Source organism: Paenibacillus sp. CR_12 (assembly GCF_041953985.1).
Taxonomy (GTDB): Bacteria; Bacillota; Bacilli; order Paenibacillales; family Paenibacillaceae; genus Paenibacillus_AQ; species Paenibacillus_AQ lautus_A.
The window spans coordinates 582,802-601,530 of the sequence record NZ_JAVFHO010000005.1; the positions used below are offsets into that span (position 1 = coordinate 582,802).

Below are 18,729 nucleotides of genomic sequence, written 5' to 3' on the forward strand. Positions count from 1 at the left end.
CTTCGGTTAAACCGGTTCATTCCGATTCATCTTCACGTGACTGGAGCCGCGAACGACCAGTTCTCCCGGCAGCTTCTGAATCTTGCCCTTCTCTTTCTTCTGAATCATGCGCACCAGATGATCCACGACCAGAATCCCCTGTCTGGCAATCTGGTTGCGAACGGTCGATAGAGGCGGCGTAAAATACTGCGCGATATCGATATCATCGAAGCCCACGACGCTGACGTCTTGCGGAACCTCGTATCCATGGGACTTCAGGGCCCGGATGCAGCCGATGGCGCTCACATCGTTACCGGCGAGGAAAGCATCCGGCACTTTGCCTGGGTGTAAGTGAAGAAACGATTTGACGGCGTTATATGAACCCTCTTCCTCGAAATAGCCTTGCAGTATGTAGTCTCCGTCGATCGGGAACTGGCACTCCCGGAGCGCAGCCAGATACCCTTCCTTCCGCTGCACGCTGTCAAACATCGTATCCACGCCGGAGATGTAGGCAATCTTCTTATGCCCCAGGCTGATCAGGTACTTGGTTGCTTCATAACCGGCTACGTATGAGTCGAATATGATGCTGCCCATCGTTTCGTTCTGAACCTCGCGATCCAGGAAAACGGCCTTGATCTTATCCTTCTCCATGGCAGCAATGTCTTTGTCGTCGATCTTCAGCTCTTCGAAGATAATGACGCCGTCCACCCGGCCGCCCATAATATTGCTCATGATCACCTGCTTATCCTTCGTAACAAACACGTTCAAACCATAACCCAGACGGTCACATTCCCGTGACATCGACTCCACCAATGTGTAGAAGTAAGGCCCTGACACGCTTGTTGTAAAGAAGCCCAGCATCTTGGTCTTGCCCGACTTCAACAGCTTTCCGTTCAGGTTAGGTACGTAATTGAGCCGCTCCGCCACCTTCAGCACATGGGATTTGGTCTCCGGGTTCAATACATCTACGTCATTCAATGCATTCGAAACCGTAGAAATGGAGACTCCGGCTTCTCTTGCCACATCCTTGATCGTTACTTTACCCATATAACCATTCCATTTCCTTTGCGATAAAAACGTTTTTATGTTCATAAGTTACCACATATGTGAGGTGAACACAATGCTTTTTTGGAAGGGGTTACAAATATTTTTTTCAGTTATGCTCCACAACCCTTGGAGGGATAATATGAAAAAAGGCAGGCACTCTTCAAATCGTACCCTTCATCGGTACCACTCTTCAAAGTGTGCCTGCAGAAATTGAATCTCTTTTTCGTAATGGGCCACATGTCCCTCATCGATCATGTTCTGGTAAGCCTTGTTGCCTTGTGCCGCACCGGTTGTAAGTGAATCGCATAATGCCTTGAGGCGTCTTATAGTCCATTCTTTCAAGTTGGGAGGCGGTGATATGCCATAGGATTTAAAGAACAGCGATATTCTGTGCGTGCGATCCGCAGCATGCAATTCCGATCGATAAGGTATCGATGTCCCTGTCATGTAATCTATTGCAAAGCTTGCCAGCGGGACTGAGGTGTACAGCATATAAACCATGTCCCAGATACGCGGACCTGGTGCAGCCAAATCAAAATCGATTAGTGCAACCGGCACTTCATCTTGAAAAACGATATTGTATGGCGCGGCATCATTATGACAGATCACTTCATCGTCCCATTCCCCCGAAGCCTGAGAGGTATGTGCAACCTCTGGTTGGATTGAAGTTACAGCAAAGCCCTGTACGGCGTCATGATAACGCCGTAACAACGCTGCACTCTGGATAAGGGCATGGTTCGACCATATATAGGGTTTAAAATCAGGATATTGGTTTCCCGGCACCTCTCCAGGAATGAAGGACAAGATCTCGCGACCGACATGATCAATGCCTATGAACTTGGGGGCGCCTTCAAAACCCTGCTTATCCAAGTATCGGAGCAAGTCATGCACGAAAGAACTCCATTTCGTAGTTCGGTGAACGTTATTTCCGATACGTACGACTTCGTTAACATTCCCACCGGGAAGTATTTCTTCCTTGTCACCCATCCGCAGCTCCCCTTCCCGCTGCTCCACGTGCCAGCCCCAGCGCCTCTGCCAGCCCCTCCAGATCCAGTCCGTCGGCGGCAAAAGCGGTGCGAACGAGCTTCGGCGGGACGAACTCGTCATATTTGCCGAGATACGGCGCTTCTTCGGGATCGAGAAGCGCGCCGGCGTCCTCGCAGTCCGCCAACTCCTGCTTAATTTCCTCCATCAGCGTCTCGTTATCGACCTTGCCCGCGACCACCATGTAATACGGCTCCATCGGCACGATAGAACGGAGAGCAAGCCGCTCCGACAGATTATGCTTCAGCAACCGCTCCAACGTGCGAAATTGCTTGCTGCCTGCCCAAGGCAGAATGAACAGGGAATCGCCGCCCGCCGGTATGACCACCTGCTTCAGCAGTCCGCTCTCCCGAGCAAGTCGGCGGGCCCGCTCCAGGCGGTTCACCGCACCCGGTGCCAGGTACGGATAGATGGCGCTGTCAGCGAGCACCTCCCGCATCTTCTGCACCACGCGGGTATGCACATCGCCGCCTGCGCCAAGCCATAACGTATCGACCTTGCCCTTGGCCGACTTCACGTACAGGGCCTTGTGCTTTGTGTCGACTTCCTCTACCTTCCACAGCTTGCCTGCCAGCGAGAAGCAGTAGCCCGGCGGCGGCACGGTCGTAATCGATCCGATTTCTTCCGACCCGTTATAGACGACATGCTCTTCATCGTCCTTAAACACCGCATAGAAGCGGTAGTTGTTCACGATTTTCTCCCCGCCAAGGCCGATGATCAGGCTGCCTTCCTCCGTACGCTGGATGTGATCCGTCTGGAGCAAATACTGCAGGAACTCCTTGTATTCCTCCGGCTCGATGCCGCGGAAGGCCGGGAGCGTCAGCACCGCTCGGGCCAGATCGGGCGGCTCGGCCTCGCCCATGCTCTTGAGCGTGCTCATCGTCTGATGGTAAAGCACGCCAACCGGTTTCTTCCGCAGGGCCAGCGGTTCGACCCATTTCTCGCGAATATACAGCTCAATGACGGCAATGGCCCGAAGCAGCATCCACGGCATGCGCGCAGGCAGCATGGCCTCCTCGTCCTCGTCCTCTGGACAGAGGAACATCATCTCGGAGGCCTGATCCCCCCGCCGGCCGGAGCGGCCCAGCCGCTGAACGAAGCTGGAGCAGCTGTACGGCGCGCCCAGCTGGATCACCCGCTCCAGCTCGCCCAGATCGATGCCGAGCTCCAGCGTCAGGGTGGCCGCCGCAACCGCCGGCCCCGGACCTTCGCGGAGCGCGGCCTCGGCTTCCTCGCGCAGCATGGCGGAGATGCTTCCATGATGCACATGGAAGACATCCCGCTGCTCGCGCTTGGCCGCAATCCGCCGCAGCTCGAGCGTGGTCAGCTCGGCATCCGAACGGCTGTTGGTGAAGACCAGCGCTTTTTTCAGGTGGGTGTTGTCGTATACGAAATCGTAGTAGGCCTTGCGCGCAAGCTCCAGCTGCTCCGCCTGCTTCTCGTCCCGGGCATCCGGAAAGGAGAAATGCTCCACCGACAGCCGCAGCTTCCGCCCACCTTGCGGCGAAACGACCTCGACTGCGTGCTTCGTGCCTGCGCCCAGCCAGCCGGCTGCGGTTTCGTAATCGCTGAGCGTCGCCGACAGCCCGATGCGGCGAGGGGAGCAGGCAGCCATCCGCTCGATCCGGGTCAGCTGGCTCAGCACCTGAATGCCCCGGTCGGCTCCCATGAAAGCATGCACCTCGTCAATGATGACATACCGCAAATCCTGGAACAGCGCCGGGATGGCGTTCGGCCGGTTCATGAGCAGCCCTTCAAGCGATTCCGGCGTAATCTGCAGCACGCCCGACGGCTTCTGCATCAGCTTCGTTTTCTCGGCTTGGGACACGTCGCCGTGCCAATGCCATACCGGCACCTGACCTTCCTTCAGCAGATCGGTGATGCGTTCGAATTGGTCGTTGATCAGCGCCTTAAGCGGCCCGATATACAGGATCCCGACCGAGCTGGAAGGCACGTTGTACAGCTCCGTCAGCGCCGGGAAGAATGCGGCTTCGGTCTTGCCCGATGCCGTGCCGGAAGCGATCAGCAGATGATTGGGCGTATCGAACAGGACGCGGCAGGCTTCCACCTGCGCCTCGCGAAGGGCGTCCCATCTTTTTTTATAGATAAACTCCTGAATGAACGGGGCCAGTCTGGAAAACGGGTTCGCGCTCATAGCTCAAACTCCGCCAGCAGATCGTCCAGATCGTCCGAAGGAGCATCGCTTTGCCCTTTGCCCTGCGGCTGCGCTGCTGCCCGCTCGCCTAGCAGCTCTTCAAACGCGGCCTCCGGATGCTGATGCAGCGTATGCAGCAGATCCATGAAATCCCGCACCACCTCGCGGGTGGTTAGCAGCTCCTCAGCTCCCAGCCTGTTCACGGCCGTCTGCATGAACGCGATCAGCTGCTCATCCGTCAACTGCGCTTCGTACTTGAAATGCAGGGCATGGATGTCGCGCAGCTTTTGCAGGAGGATGAGAATCTCCTCATACGACAGCATGTCCAGCTTCAGGATAGGCGACGTGTAGGTTCTCAGCGAACTGCTGCCGTAGCGTCCGTCGATCAGGCGGGAGCGCAGCGCATCATAACTGAACAGTCCCCGGCGCTCATCCTCGACAAACTGCGGCGTTCCGCCCATATAGATGCCCAGATGCTCCGCTTTGCCCTGCATCGTGTCGTTGAACATGGTCAGCAGCTTCTCGTAGTTGCTCTGGCGGGACACGCTGTTGGTGATTTTGTAGAGGTTAACCCCTTCGTCAATGAACAGCAGCAATCCCTTATACCCGATGGCCGCCGTAAATTCGGACCACAGCTTCATGTAATCGTACCAATTGTCGTCATCGATAATGACCCCGACGCCAAGGTCCTTGCGGGCCTCCGTCTTCGTCGGAACTTCCCCGCGGAGCCAGCGCAGCGCAGCTCCCTTACGGTCATCGTCGCCAAGCTTATAGCCGTTCCAGTAAGCAGCGAGGACCTTCGCAAAATCAAAACCGTGCACCAGATTCTGCATACCGTTCGTCACGGCATAAATCTGCGTTTCCACCTTATCGTTCAGCGCAGGGTCATCCGGGCGCAGGCCCGTCTCCTGCATGATGTCCTGCTGGATCGCGGCGATCCATTTTTGCAAAATGGCCTCCAGCGCGCCTCCGTCCGGACGCGTTCTCGTGGACAGATGGGTCATCAGCTCGCGGTATGTGGCAAGCCCTTGCCCTTTCGTGCCCACAAGCCGCCGCTCCGGCGACAGATCCGCATCCGCCACCACAAAATCGCGATCCATCGCGTAGTTGCGGATGATCTGGAGCAGGAAGCTTTTTCCGCTTCCGTAGCGGCCGGTAATCAGCCGAAATGCGGCGCCGCCCTCGGCGATATTATCCATGTCGCGCAGGATCGACTCCACCTCCGGCTTGCGGCCGACGGCGATGAACTCCAGCCCCACCCGCGGCACGACCCCGGCCGTCAAAGAGTTCACGAGGGCGGTCGTGAGCCGCTTCGGTATTTTCAGTTCCGTCATGGTTCCACCTCTTTCAAGCATCTTACAGTCATAACGAGTCCCATCGATGTCAATCCGTCCGGTTATACGGACTTCAATGTTTCCAGCATATCTATATAATCATCCGCAATGGACTCCCCATCGATCAGCAGATCGCCGACGGTATCCATCGCGGCCTCGTTGATCTCATCAAGCAGCAGCGCCGGCATGGAGCCGGCCTGCTCCGCAATCCGCTGCAGCTGTGTTCGGTTCGGTCCGGACTTGAGGGCGTGCAGAACCTCCAAGTGTATAAGGTTAAGACGCTCTCCGAGCTCCTGCCAATCCTCATCCAGTCCGTCCGTATTCCAAACCACCGCACCCTCAGATGATTTACCAGCCGCCGGGACGGATGGTTCCTTACTCTCGGGTGCAGCGAGCGCTGTTCCTTCATCCTCCGAAGCAGCGATTGCCTTTTCTTCCTTCTCGGTCACAACGAACGCTTCTTGCTCCTTAGCTTCATTCCGGGCTTCCTCTGGAACTGGCGTCTCTTCATAAATAACCGCATCAAAATCCATCACTGCCTGGAACACTTCCGGGTTCTTCGCCGCGGATTTTGGAGAGGAATGCCCCTTTGAAGACGCACCCGTTCTCCTGTTAGTTGCTGCATGTCCCCCATAGCCCGAAGAGGCCCCCGCATCCGTTACAATTTCCGCTGCAGATCGGCTGTTCTCCGCTTCAACCTCCTGCTGCCCGGCTTCCTCCGTAAGCAGCATGTCGCGGACCTGGTCCGATTCCCGCTGCAAGCGGCGCAGCTTCCCCGTATCGATCTGAACCTCAGGCAGGCTCTGCTTTCGCTCGGCCTCCATCTGCTCCTGAATCTCTTTTTTCAGATAACGGGTGATGATCTCTTCCACTTCGGGTTCTACCGCTTCCGCTCCGCGCAGCCGTCCCTTGAAGCCCCTCAATTCCCGCAGCTTATTCTCGGTCAAGCGGACCAGCCCGGTTATATAGGAGCGCAAAGGAGCGTGCTCGCTTAAGGACACCACCGTCAGCACGACGGTTCGGCCGTATAACCCGTGATCGTACACCGCGCTGCGGAATAAATGCCGTTTCACCTGCCGGGGCCGCGGCTGAAAGCGGTCGATAAGACGCTGCCCCTTCATTTTGGCCCAATAGCTGTCCACGAGCGCAATCACCTTCGGAGCGTACCCTTCCAGGTCCTTGCGTCCCTTCTCCTGGTAAAAACGGCTCTTCTCCACGTCATAATCCAGCAAATCGAGCAGCAGCTCCCACGTCAGCTCCACCGGCTGGAGGGAGAACCGGCGCTTCCATTCCTTCTCCTTCAGCTCAGCGGATAAGACGCGCGGAAAACGCTGGTACGTCTCCCGGATCGGCATATCCAGGCCATGCACGATCATAAAATCATATAACCACTCCCGCAGATACGTATCCAGCTTGGCATAACGCTTGCGGTAGGCCGTCCACGCTTGCTCCATCAATGCATAGCCCTGCAGGGGATCGCTCCAGCCCACGCCATGGATCAGCTCGTAAAAATAGACAAAAAGATAGGAAAGGTCCGTATCCGGGTACCGCCCGGACCTTACTTCCTCCCGCCAGTAAAAATACCATTTGAACTGGTCGCTGGCCATCTGGTCGTAGGTCGGCCAATAGCTTTTGAAGGCTACGAAAGGGGCCTCATCCTCCACATGCCATGCGAGTTCCCTCGCCTTCTGCACGAATTGCTGTTCCTTGGTCACATAGCGGAAGTCCTCGCCCCAATTCATGTCCAGCGGCTGCTGCGGCTTCACAATCAGGGAATTCTTCGCTTGCTCGTTAGGATTAACGATCTCCTGTTCCTGACGATCCGGCCGCTTGTCCGGCAGTGGAATATCCTGCTCATCACCGGCCAGCTCGAATTCGGCAAAGCGAATCCCTTGGTCGGTCACGTGCGTAGTATGTCTTATCGAATCTATGTGATTGTCGTTGTTAGGCTTATCGTTTTTCATCGAACATGAACCTCCGTCACAACTTCAATTATACCATTTAACCTATGGGCGCCACCTGAGTTTTCACATGTTTCTCATCTGTATTATAATGGACGGAATGATAGTCTAGCGAATGACTTTATGCTGAAAGGACCTTCGAATGAATAAATGGCTGAAAGCATTGTTATTTCTGGCCGGCGCGGCTTTTCTGACGAGGCTGATCCCCTTCTCTTCCTGGTTCCGTATTCTGGATACGATGATCCATGAGCTGGGGCATGCCGCCATGACCCTTCTCATGTCGGGCCGGGTGCTCAGCATCGAGCTGAATCCCGATCACAGCGGCGTCACCTATTCCATGCTGGCTTCCGGCGGGTGGAGTCCGATCGTAGTCTCGCTTGCAGGCTATACGTCGGCATCCCTGTTCGCCATTCTGATGTTCTACGGCTATGCCAAGAAAAAACAGGCTACCGGCCTGATCACCATTACCGTGCTAGCCCTCATCATGATCATCTTCTTCGTTCGCGCCGGTTACGGATTATGGTGGCTTATCATATTTATGATCGTAAATCTGATCTTCTATTTCCTCGGCGATAAGGTCCGCAATTTCTATTATCTGCTGCTCGCCTTTCTCGTGCTGGAAGAATCCGTGGTCGGTCCGCTGACCCTCTTGACCATGGCGCTGACCCAGCCCAAGCAAGCGGGCGACGCGTCCAACCTGGCCAACATGACCGTGCTCCCGGCGTTCGCCTGGGCGCTGCTGTTCCTGCTGTTCTCCCTATGGTGCGCCAAGGTGGCGCTGCAGCTGTTCTGGAAGAAGCGGTGACGAATCGCAGATTGCTTTATATTTAATATAAAAGACCATTCCATGATGGAAATGGTCTTTTTTTCGTTCCAATATTTTCTTTGACTCTATCAATATTCCAAAATATAATAACATAGTCCTAGTATTTTAATCTCATATTAGGTATTTAGCAATGATTGAAGAGGGTTTTAAGAACTATATTCATATAAAATCTTACCAGGAGGCTACTAGAATGCACATCACGAAAGCACTAAAGAAACCCGTCTTTGTCATGATCATGCTCATCTTCTCGCTGTCCATCATGACGACGGCATGGGCCGCACAACCGAATGCGGACGATCTTCAAGGACATTGGGCGGAAACCCGGCTGCGCAGCTGGTCCGATCAGGGTCTGCTTCAGGGCTACAACGGGAAATTTAACCCCGATCGTCCTGTAACGCGGGCCGAATTGGTAACGCTGATCAACCGTTCTTTTGAAGTATCCGAACCAAGCAGCATCTCGTTTAAGGACTTGGAAACTTCTCATTGGGCTTATGACCAAATCGCCAGAGCCGTGAAAGCAGGCTACATCGATGGATATAACGACAATACGGTTCGCCCGGACCATACGGTTACCCGCGAAGAGGCCGCCGTCATGGTGGCCAAATTGACGGAGCTTGTCTCCGCCGAAACCGTGCCTGCAACCGATTTTAAGGACGACTCCTCCATTTCCAAGTGGAGTAAACCGGCGGTTTCCGCCTTGGCTGAGAAAGCCGTTATCACCGGCAACGCCAAAGGGAACTTTAATCCGCAGGGCAAACTTACTCGCGCGGAGGCCGTTACCCTGCTCGATAAATCACTGGAGTACAAGGTTCCGACGGATATTACATACGATAAGGCTGGAACTTACGGACCGACTGCCGGCGTCGAAACGATCAAAGGGAATGTCATCGTAGCCGCGCCGGGCGTTACCCTTCAAAATGTGGTGATCGAAGGGAATCTTACGCTGACCGAGGCCGTCGGAGAGGGTGATGCCTTCTTCAAAAAAGTAAACGTCAAAGGTACCACGACCATTCAAGGCGGCGGAGCCAACTCGGTCCACTTCGAGGACTCTGTATTGGTACGCGTATCCGTTGACAAGCAAACCGGCACCGTGCGTGTCGTTGTCGTCGGTGAATCCGCGATTCAGCATGTGGTTGTCCATTCTCCGGTCAAGCTTGAGGAATCCAGCGTGACCGACAGCGGGTTCGCCAATGTGGAAATCGCGAAGAACATGCCTCAAGGCTCCGAGGTTCAGCTTGTCGGCCAATTCGAGGATGTTCGCGTGCTTTCATCGGACATCAAAGTCAGCATCCCTAGCGGGTCCGTTAAGCAGTTGAACGTGGAAGAAGGAGCAAAAAATACGGAGATCAACGTCAATGCCAATGCTTCGGTCATGGATCTCGTTCTGAACGCCGTTGCCAAACTGCTTGGTCAAGGCACCATCGCCAATGCAACGGTTAACGCGGATGCCGCCGGCTCTACATTCCAGAAGCGCCCTGGCGCGGTTGCCGGCGATGCGGCAAACACAATAACAGCACCGCCCGCAAGCGGCAGCACCACGGGCAGCGGCAATAACAGCGGCAACAACAGCAGCAACAATGGCGGCGGTGTGGTGGATGGCGGCTCCGGCGGAAACGACAGCGGCAATAATGGGAGCAACCCGGGACCAGGCAACGGTGGCGGAAACGGCGGAGAACCCGTTCCTTGCACAGGAACGGCAGACCAGTGCAGAGACGCCCGCCTGGTGGATCTCACCGTATCCGGCTTCACCATGAACCAATTGGATGCGAACGAGTACACTACGGGAGTCACCGGCTTTAGTCCGGACACGTTCGAATACAGCATCGTGACGGACCGCAGTATGACTCAGCCCGTACCGGCTACGGTATCGGTCACGAAAGCGACTTACCACAAGGTAGACTATACCGTCTGGGAGGATGGAGCGAATACCTTGGCTTCCGGGACGATCACCGACGAGAATCCTGCATTCAACCTGGAGATCAAAGGCATGAAGGATGTACGGGTTCGCTTGACCGTCACGAGCGGAGACGGAATCGGCAAGAAGGTCTACGAAATTTTCATTCAATACCCAAGAACGATCCAAGAGGGTCTAAAGATTGGTTCCCACAAGGGGACGCACAGCAACAACGGAGTGCTGGTAGGGGAAAAGATGTACTACAACCTCATTAAAGGCAATGTAGGCGGAATCAAGCTGGGGGAACTGTACACGGTTCTCTTATATGAGCCGAACGCTTCCACGCCGTTCCTGACCTGCCAATATACCAGCTGTAACCTGCCGGACGGCAAATTTGCTAAGGATACCGTAGGTACCTGGAGGGTAGAGATTCTTCGCGACGGTGCGGTTGTAGACTCCGGAGATTATCAATACGATTTCATAACGGCGCCGATGCTGACCAACGACATCGGATTGCGGGCTTCTGCCGTTACCAAGCAGGAATTGATCGATTTCTTCTTGAGCGGAGGAAACTTCACCACGCCGTTTAAGTACGGTTATCTCGTCTACGCGGACATGTCCAAGCTTCGCGCCGAGTTTCCGACAGCCAAATTCTTCGTGGAAGGGTCGTATGAGATGTACATGCCGACCTCCTCGCTCCCTTCGGGATTGAGCGTAGACGAATTGAAGGGCAATTTGCAGCCGTACGGGTACCAAGCTTACCAAATGAGCAGCTTGCGCCCGATTCCATCCGGTTCGGGAGAGGTACAGCTCACAGGGGGATACTACCACCAATCCGACTATGATAATGAAAAAATAGTCAACGATAAAGTCGTGTACCTAAGTCTATACGATGAAAATCGCAACATCATCGGTCAATACGTCACCATCCTGGAGTTCGACCAGGACCATGTTGCTGACGGGTTTACGCCGTCTGAAACCTGGCAGCCGACTCCGTAAGTAGGAGTTAACTAAAAGAGGAGCATCGTTGTAGCGTACGCTACAACGATGCTCCTTTGCTGTTCCCTGGGTCGGTCCATGGGCCGGTCGCATTTGATCGCCTCCCATATTCCTCACCACTAAACTCAAGGCTGCCATTCATCAACCTTTCTTATATCACCGGCACCGTACCAGCAAATCGATCGGATAACGGCCTGCATTCCGACCATACAAACTGATGCCGCCCTCCTCGGTGCGCAGCTCCAGACGGAAGCTCCGCTTGCGGTCCAGCTCTGCCGCGAGTCTGCCCGGCACCTGCGCCTGGCACAGATAGCCGTACGAACCGGCCTCTTCCAGAAGGTTATGAACCGGCTGATAGTGCCACGACAGCACGCCCCGGCTGTCGGCAGGGTCATCCGCGAGCACGGCCTCGCCGATTTTGACATCGTCCACCCACACCGATACACGGGATTCATGCAGCTCTTCATCCGTCATATAATAGGTGCTTGGATTATATTCCACGTCCGCCGACGCCCCGTGCATAAAGTCGATTCCGTGAGCGCGATGCCGCGCGCCCTCGATATTTCTTGCCAATAAGCGCTTCGCGCCTGCCTCGAAAACAATGTCGATATCGCGGATCAGCGGCTGTTCCTCACGGTCCGGCAGCTGCACGTCATAGACGAACCGCCCTTCACCGCCGCCGTTTACTTTGGAGCCTAGAAGCGCCTCCCACATGTAGGCAAAGCTTTGCTCACGGAACGAGTTGACGGGAATGCTTAAGGTAGTGACATCCGCTCCATCGTTCCCTTGTTCCTCTGCACCACGCACATCAAACGTGGTAAAGTTACGCGTTACGACGACGCCTCCTGCATTCAGGAGACGAACACCGAGGATCGCGACCGCATCGGTCTCCGGCATGCGAAGCTGCAGTTCGGTCAGCGGCGCCACGCCGTAGCCGTCCCATGCCACTTCCAGGGTTCCTTGATCCGCCACGACCTTCGTGCCAAGCCGGTCATAGGATAATTCCCAGGCAACGGTCAGCTTCTGCCCGTGATATTGATCCGAATAACTGGAACGCAGCAGCGGTATGGTCTTCTCAGCCCCTTGGTCCAGCGTCTGGCACGGCGGTGCGTCGATCACGATAAAGTCCGGCGTGTGCAGATCGGCGATTGTCATGCCTGGCACAAAATCCTCGTACCCGAATTTTTTGTCCGTCCCATCCAGCCGATAATAGCCGTTGAACTCGTTCGTGACGTCGCGGAATTCCGTGAACACGAAGCCGCACAGCTTATCATGGCGGCGGAATTCGTTGAGCATGTAACGATAGTGCCATGCGAGATCGCTGTCCCCGGCTCCCCCGTCGATTCCCCACACATTTCCGCATTCGCTGTTCATGAGCGGAGCATCGCCTTGCTGGTTGCCGCCGATGTAGTTATGCTCCGATCCAGGATACGTCTTCTGTACAATTTCCTCGATATGATTACGCAGCGGTTCATAACCGTTGATATAAAAATGCCAAGTGTTGATATCTGTCTCCACATGATCATAATTGCATGGCGAATTGTCCTCCACGATCCGGGTAGGGTCAACACTCTTGGCCCAGCGGTACTTCTCCCGCACCCACTCCTGCGTCTCCGGGAGATAATAATGTTGCTGTCCTTCGCCGCCTGTCAGGCCGGCAGCCTCGCTATCCGTGCGAAGCCCCCAAGTTTCGTTAAACATAACCCACGAAAAAATCGACGGATGATTCCGGTCCCGTTCAATCACTTCCAGCGCCTCGCGCTCATAGGCGGAACGCGCCGTCTCGTCCGGGTTGCCCCAGAAGCACGGCATATCCTCCATTACCAGAATCCCGAGTTTATCCGCCCAATACAGCTTGCGGGGCTCCTCCGGCTTAATATGAATCCGCACGAAGTTCAGTCCGAGCCGTTTCATCAGGTAAATCTCGTCCCGCATCTCCGTATCCGTCGGGTAAGTGAAGAATCCCGTCTGATGGTAAGACTGGTCCAGCGTTCCGTTTAAATAAACCGGCTTCCCGTTCAACGTAATCCAGCGGTAATCCCGGCCGTCGAACTTCGCCGTCCCGATCTCGCGTATCCCAAAATAAGTATGAACGACATCCTCGCCGGCGGAACCCGCCAGGCGCAGCTCCCCCTCGTATAAATGCGGGGTTTCGGGACTCCAAAGCTGCGGATCGTCAACCTGGAACACCGTTATCCGTTCATTCGCGCCTTCTTGCAGCTCCCACTCCGCCTGATGGGTGATCGAACCCCCAGCGAACGAGAGCCCAAGTGTCACGGTGCCTGCTTCCTGCGCCTGGATTTTGGACTTCAATTCGATGCGGCCGTCCATGGAAGTCGTAAAGGTTGCTTGCTCCAAGTAGGTTTGCGGCCGGGCCTCCAGCCAAACCGGCTGCCAAATCCCTCTGATCTCGCCGTACCCCTGTTTCCCGCGGGCTTGGTAGTTATGGTCGTAATCCTCGGCACGAACCACGAGAATATTGTCTTGTTCCGTATTCCAAACGGTTGTCACCTCAAACTCGAAGGTTCCGTATCCGCCTTGATGCGAGCCGACATGCTTTCCGTTGACCCATACGTCGCACAAATAATCCACGGCGCCGAATCGCAGGAAGATCCGTGATTGCTTCTCGGCCGGCTCCCATCTCACGGACCGGCGATACCAGCCAACTCCCTTCTCGTCTCGTGCAATGCCAGATAAGGGACTGACCCACGAGAACGGCACCGTGATCTCCGAATCAAAAAGACCAGCGTCTCCCCCTTGCAACCGTTTCGAGCCCGCGCCGCCTTGCTCCAAAGCGCCGCCGGTCTCGAGCGTGAACGACCACCGCCCGTTCAAATTCAGCCAGTCTTTTCGTTCAAAATCCGGTCTCGGATACTCGGGACGTGGAATGTCCGTACCGATGGGCGCTGCCACAGGAATCTTCATGAAGCGAACACAACCTTTCCTTGTTCTGAATTTGCCCCTATTCTAGCATCTATATATAATTATTGCAATGTACATTATATTTTTACAATATAACAAATTTATTGTACACTTGGAGTCACTATAACGCTTCAGTAAAGGAAGGGAATTATGAACGAATCGAAGCTGGAAACCAACCGTTATCCGGCATCCCGGATCGTGGAAGTCGCCAAAGCCTTATCCAGCGATGTCCGGGTCCGCATCCTTGAAGCGCTCGGCGATAAACCGATGAGCGTCGGTCAGTTGGCGGAGGCGCTGGGGATTGCCCAGCCTACGGTGTCCATTAATGTCCAAATGCTGGAGCAAGCCGAGCTGATCGTCTCTTCGCAAGGTGCGAATCGGGAAAAAATCTGCGCCGTCACCTGCCGCTCCATTCTTCTCGAGCTGCCCTCGAAGCCGGGAGAAGGGCTGCAGCGCACGGAAGAAATCCACATGCCGATCGGCATGTTTTCCCACTGCTTCATCGAGCCTACGTGCGGCATGGCGGCTCGGGACGGCTCGCTGATCGGATCGCCTGACGATCCGCGCGCCTTTTACATGCCGGAACGAACGGAGGCTGCGCTCCTCTGGTTCTCGGGGGCGGGATACATCGAATATTATTTTTCGAACCCCATGCCGCCCGGTGCGGCCCTCGATGAGCTGCGCATCCGCGCGGAACTAAGCTCCGAGGCGCCTTCCTTCCAGCAGGAATGGCCGTCCGACATCACCGTCAGCATCAACGATCTTTCGGTAGGCACTTGGAGAAGCCCCGGTGATTTTGGCGACCGCAAAGGGAAGCTTACCCCGGATAAATGGAGGAGCGGCAGCGAGTACGGCATGCTGACGGAATGGCGCGTGACGAAACAAGGCAGCCAGGTCGACGGCCATGCATCCAGTGCCACGACCATCGATTCGCTGGACCTTGCCTTTAACCGGCCGATCCGCGTCCGCTTTGAGGTGAAAAAAGACGCGGAATATCCAAACGGACTGAATCTATACGGTTCGGGCTTCGGTGATCATCCGCAGGATATCATCCTGTCGTTTGTGCGGTACACGGAAGCCTGATCCTCATACGCCACGACGAACGGAACGATCGTCAGCTTGTCCACCCCCGGCAGTCCAGGGGCGATGGTACGCAAAAAGGCTATTCCATGTCACCCCTTGGCGACGATGGAATAGCCTCTTTCGCTATTATAATCCTAACGGTTTATTTCTTCTTCAGTTTATTGGATTTCCCCATTAAATATAACAGATACGGTGCTCCCAGGAGCGCGGTAACGATACCCGAAGGCAGCTCCTTCGGAATGATGACCACCCTACCGATCCAGTCTGCCCCGGCCAGCAGAATTCCGCCGAGCAGCGCCGCAATCACCATCGATTGCCGGTGACGGGCACCGACCAGCATTCTGGCGGCATGCGGCGCAAGCAGCCCGATAAAACCGACCGAGCCGACGTTCGCGGCAGCGATGGAAGCCAGCAGCACCGCAATGATGGCGACATACATCCGGGTATTCCGCACATTCAGTCCAAGTCCGGTGGAGCTTTCTTCGTTAAACGTCAGCAGATCCACCTTCCGTCCGAGCCATGCCGCCAAAGGCAGCAGGATGAGGATCGCCGGAACAATCCGCTGCACCTCCGTCCAGCCCCGGTTATAGGTACTCCCCGCCATCCAGGATAAAGCGGGCGCAACGTCGACCTTCGCATAGACAATCATCAAATTGATGATGGCCGAACCCAGCGCGGCGACGGCAATGCCGACCAGCGTAAGAATTGTCGGGTGAAGCCCTCTCTTCCAGGACACTGCGTATACCAAAGCCGCAGCAGCCATTCCCCCGATCACCGCGCCGACCGGTACCCAGCCGGCCGACAATTGCGGGAAGCCTACCATCAGGAGCAGCGCCCCGGCTCCGGCCCCGCTGGTTACCCCGATCACCTGGGGATCTCCCAGCGGGTTGCGTACCGCATTCTGCAGCAGGCTGCCGCTGACGGCCAGCGCTATGCCGGACAAGCCGGCCGTGAGCAGCCTTGGCAGGCGGAAGTCCAGCAGAATTTGGCGATACATCTCCTCGCCGCCTCCGGTAAGCACGGCCACCACTTCCGTAAAGGGGATGCGCAAGCTGCCGCTCACCAGACTGAACACCCAGACGAGCACCAGCAGCACGCTGAACAGTGCAACCAGGACCGGATACGGAATCCGGCGCAGGCTTGTGCCCGCCATCATCGATCCCCCCGAGGCTCCGCGTCCCCCGATCAACGAGCGGGATACCCGAAGCGCAAGCCAGATCAGGCAAGGGGCACCGATCATGGCCGTAATGGCTCCGACCGGGAGTTCCCCGTAGGCGTTCACGAACATCCTGGCCACCGTGTCGGCCCCGACAAGCAGAGCAGAGCCCCATAACGCGGCCAGCGGAATTAACCCTGCATGCCGGACTACGCCGGACAAGCGGACCAAATGGGGAGCAATCAACCCGATAAAGCCGATCGGACCGACTACGCTCACGGTCACGCAGGCCAGCACGATAGCTGCCCCCATGGCAAGCAAGCGGGTGGTACCGACCTTTTGGCCGAGGGAGCGCGCCGATTCCTCATTGAGCGTGAGGATGTCCCATTGGCGTACCGCCATGCATAACACGACTAACCCGCCGATGATCCACGGCCATGAAAAAGCTACGCCATCCCAATCGTTCTGGATCAGCGAGCCAGAACCCCACAGTAAAATGCCCTGTGTTGTCTGCTGATTCAACAGCAGCAGCGCACTCGTGACGGACGATAGGACCAGGGTTACGATCATGCCGGACAATGCAATCCGCAAGGGAGAGCCTTGCGTCCTGCCAGCCAGCGCATAGACGGCTACAGCCGCCAGCGTTCCGCCTGCCACTGCCAGTGGAAGGGCATATTGGTGCAGCAATCCCGGCCAGAAGATCATCCCGGCCACGACAGCCAAATAAGCGCCCGCATTCACGCCAAGCGTCGTCTCCGAAGCAAGCGGGTTGCGCGTTACGGTCTGCATAAGCACGCCGGACACCGCCAAGGCCGCGCCCGCCAGCAGGCCCATGACCGTTCGCGGAAGGCGCACGCTGCGGATCAGGTGGTGATCTGCAATATCCTGCGGAGACACCAGCGCCTGCACAACCGTTTTGACCGATATATCCGCAAGCCCTTGCGTTAAGCTGATAAACGTAAGAAATAGCAGTGCCGCAAGGCCTCCAGCCAGCATCCATAACGGCTTCCAGCCCCTACCTGAGGCAACAGGCGGGGCCGGATGGATGCTCACCGGCGTGGAGCCTTGAGCCGGTTTCTCGCCGAAACTCATTGCGTGAGCAGGTCAGCTGTCTTTTGAGCCATGGTCTGGGCAGACAACGGGCCGCCGTAAGGCCACCTGTCACCGCCAAGTGCATACACGCGGTCTTCTTTAACAAAGTTCAGGCCTTTCCAAACCGGATTGTCCTTCAATTGATTCTCGATAACGTTATCACTGTCCTGGATAATGTGCAGGAAATTCGCGTCCTGAAGAGCCGGCAGCGCCTCGACGTCCGCAGTGGTGAATCCGTAGACCTCAAATTGACCCGGCTTATGGGCGTTGGTCAGCCCGATGTGCTCAAGAATTTTTACGGCGAGGGAATTATCCGTCGATATTCGGAATACCGCCGCATTCTGGTTGCTGTAACCCATCGCCAGCGCAAACGGTTTTTCCGTCATGCCCGCAGCTTCAAGCTTGGCTTTGGCATCGGCATAGGTTTGATCCAAATCGCCAAGCACTTTTGCGGCTTCGTCTTTTTTATCAAGCACGTCAGCAATCGTATTAAAGGTATTGATCATTTCTTCATACTGATCCCCTTGTCCCTCAGCCGGATAAGGATCAAACACCAATGTTGGCGCAATGCTGTTGTACGTTTCAAAACCGGCTTCAAGATTGGATTTCAAACCGATGATCAGGTCCGGCTTCAATGAAGCGATAAGCTCTAGATTCGGCTCTTGACGAGTGCCGACATCGGTTACGTCCGAACCGATCTCCACCGGAATGTTCACCCACTGTTTCATCCCTTCGATGTCTGCAATGCCGACAGGCTGAACACCCAGCGCAAGAACATCTTCTGCATAAAGCCATTCCAGCGCCACCACGCGCTTCGGAACACCCGTAATTTTCGTTTCGCCCATCGCGTGCTTGATGGTTCGGGTTTCCGGCGCGGCCTCGGTTTTATCCCCGCCTTGGGCGGCCCCTTGATCCGAATTCTGCGCTGCCGTGGAGCCGCTTCCTTCATTGGATGCCGCCCCCCCGCCGCAGCCGGCTAAAACCACAGCAAATATCAATACAATAAATACCAGACCCTTCATACTCCGCATTGAATTTCTCCCCCTATACCCTCTATGTATTGTAGATATTGTTTATTAATAATAATTATTGAGAACAATTATCATTATCAATACTCAGCACAATGATAATCATTCTCATTGATAATGTCAATAGATTTATGAAGATTATCTGAACCCTTCATGAATCGTTTACTTTTCGCCATGAAGATCGGATTAACTCTTTACAGCCAAGTCAT

Annotated in this window: 11 protein-coding genes; 3 read left to right on the top strand and 8 right to left on the bottom strand. The window is 55.5% G+C overall.

Translation table 11 applies throughout. The features are described 5' to 3' along the window. Positions 1 to 6: 6 nt before the first annotated feature. From RB297_RS21255 to RB297_RS21275, 5 genes are all read right to left on the bottom strand, one after another. Positions 7 to 1,026 (bottom strand): LacI family DNA-binding transcriptional regulator, encoded by a 1,020-nt coding sequence (locus RB297_RS21255; protein ID WP_096777162.1) that lies wholly within the window; start codon positions 1,024 to 1,026, stop codon positions 7 to 9. Between the two features lie 174 nt (positions 1,027 to 1,200). Continuing rightward, the gene (locus tag RB297_RS21260) at positions 1,201 to 2,013 is read right to left on the bottom strand and encodes an aminoglycoside phosphotransferase family protein (protein WP_375121373.1); all 813 of its coding nucleotides are present in this window, start codon (positions 2,011 to 2,013) and stop codon (positions 1,201 to 1,203) included. Further along, complete coding sequence (locus RB297_RS21265) at positions 2,006 to 4,225, bottom strand: DEAD/DEAH box helicase (protein ID WP_375121374.1); 2,220 nt, start codon at positions 4,223 to 4,225, stop codon at positions 2,006 to 2,008. Before RB297_RS21265 ends, RB297_RS21260 begins: the two co-directional genes overlap by 8 nt. Continuing rightward, positions 4,222 to 5,559 (bottom strand): ATP-binding protein, encoded by a 1,338-nt coding sequence (locus tag RB297_RS21270; RefSeq protein ID WP_192570078.1) that lies wholly within the window; start codon positions 5,557 to 5,559, stop codon positions 4,222 to 4,224. The genes RB297_RS21265 and RB297_RS21270 overlap by 4 nt, the downstream gene beginning before the upstream one ends. 62 nt (positions 5,560 to 5,621) lie before the next feature. Next, on the bottom strand, positions 5,622 to 7,523 hold the full coding sequence (locus RB297_RS21275) for a TerB N-terminal domain-containing protein (protein ID WP_375121375.1): 1,902 nt from the start codon (positions 7,521 to 7,523) through the stop codon (positions 5,622 to 5,624). 139 nt (positions 7,524 to 7,662) lie between these two features. On the opposite strand from RB297_RS21275, the gene RB297_RS21280 reads away from it, so the two are divergent. After that, on the top strand, positions 7,663 to 8,325 hold the full coding sequence (locus RB297_RS21280; RefSeq protein ID WP_009590185.1) for a M50 family metallopeptidase: 663 nt from the start codon (positions 7,663 to 7,665) through the stop codon (positions 8,323 to 8,325). Positions 8,326 to 8,536: 211 nt separating this feature from the next. Then, positions 8,537 to 11,239 carry an S-layer homology domain-containing protein gene (locus tag RB297_RS21285; protein ID WP_375121376.1) on the top strand — a complete coding sequence of 901 codons (2,703 nt, stop codon included), beginning with the start codon at positions 8,537 to 8,539 and terminating at the stop codon, positions 11,237 to 11,239. 156 nt (positions 11,240 to 11,395) lie between these two features. On the opposite strand, the gene RB297_RS21290 is transcribed toward RB297_RS21285, so the two are convergent. Further along, complete coding sequence (locus tag RB297_RS21290; RefSeq protein WP_375121377.1) at positions 11,396 to 14,164, bottom strand: glycoside hydrolase family 2 protein; 2,769 nt, start codon at positions 14,162 to 14,164, stop codon at positions 11,396 to 11,398. 147 nt (positions 14,165 to 14,311) lie between these two features. On the opposite strand from RB297_RS21290, the gene RB297_RS21295 reads away from it, so the two are divergent. Continuing rightward, entirely contained in the window at positions 14,312 to 15,244 is a 933-nt protein-coding gene (locus RB297_RS21295) for an ArsR/SmtB family transcription factor (protein ID WP_375121378.1), read from the top strand. 142 nt (positions 15,245 to 15,386) lie between these two features. Here RB297_RS21295 and fhuB read toward each other — a convergent pair whose 3' ends face one another. Beyond that, entirely contained in the window at positions 15,387 to 17,492 is a 2,106-nt protein-coding gene (gene fhuB / locus RB297_RS21300; protein WP_375121379.1) for a Fe(3+)-hydroxamate ABC transporter permease FhuB, read from the bottom strand. Further along, positions 17,489 to 18,523 (bottom strand): ABC transporter substrate-binding protein, encoded by a 1,035-nt coding sequence (locus tag RB297_RS21305; protein WP_375121380.1) that lies wholly within the window; start codon positions 18,521 to 18,523, stop codon positions 17,489 to 17,491. Before RB297_RS21305 ends, fhuB begins: the two co-directional genes overlap by 4 nt. Positions 18,524 to 18,729: the final 206 nt, after the last annotated feature.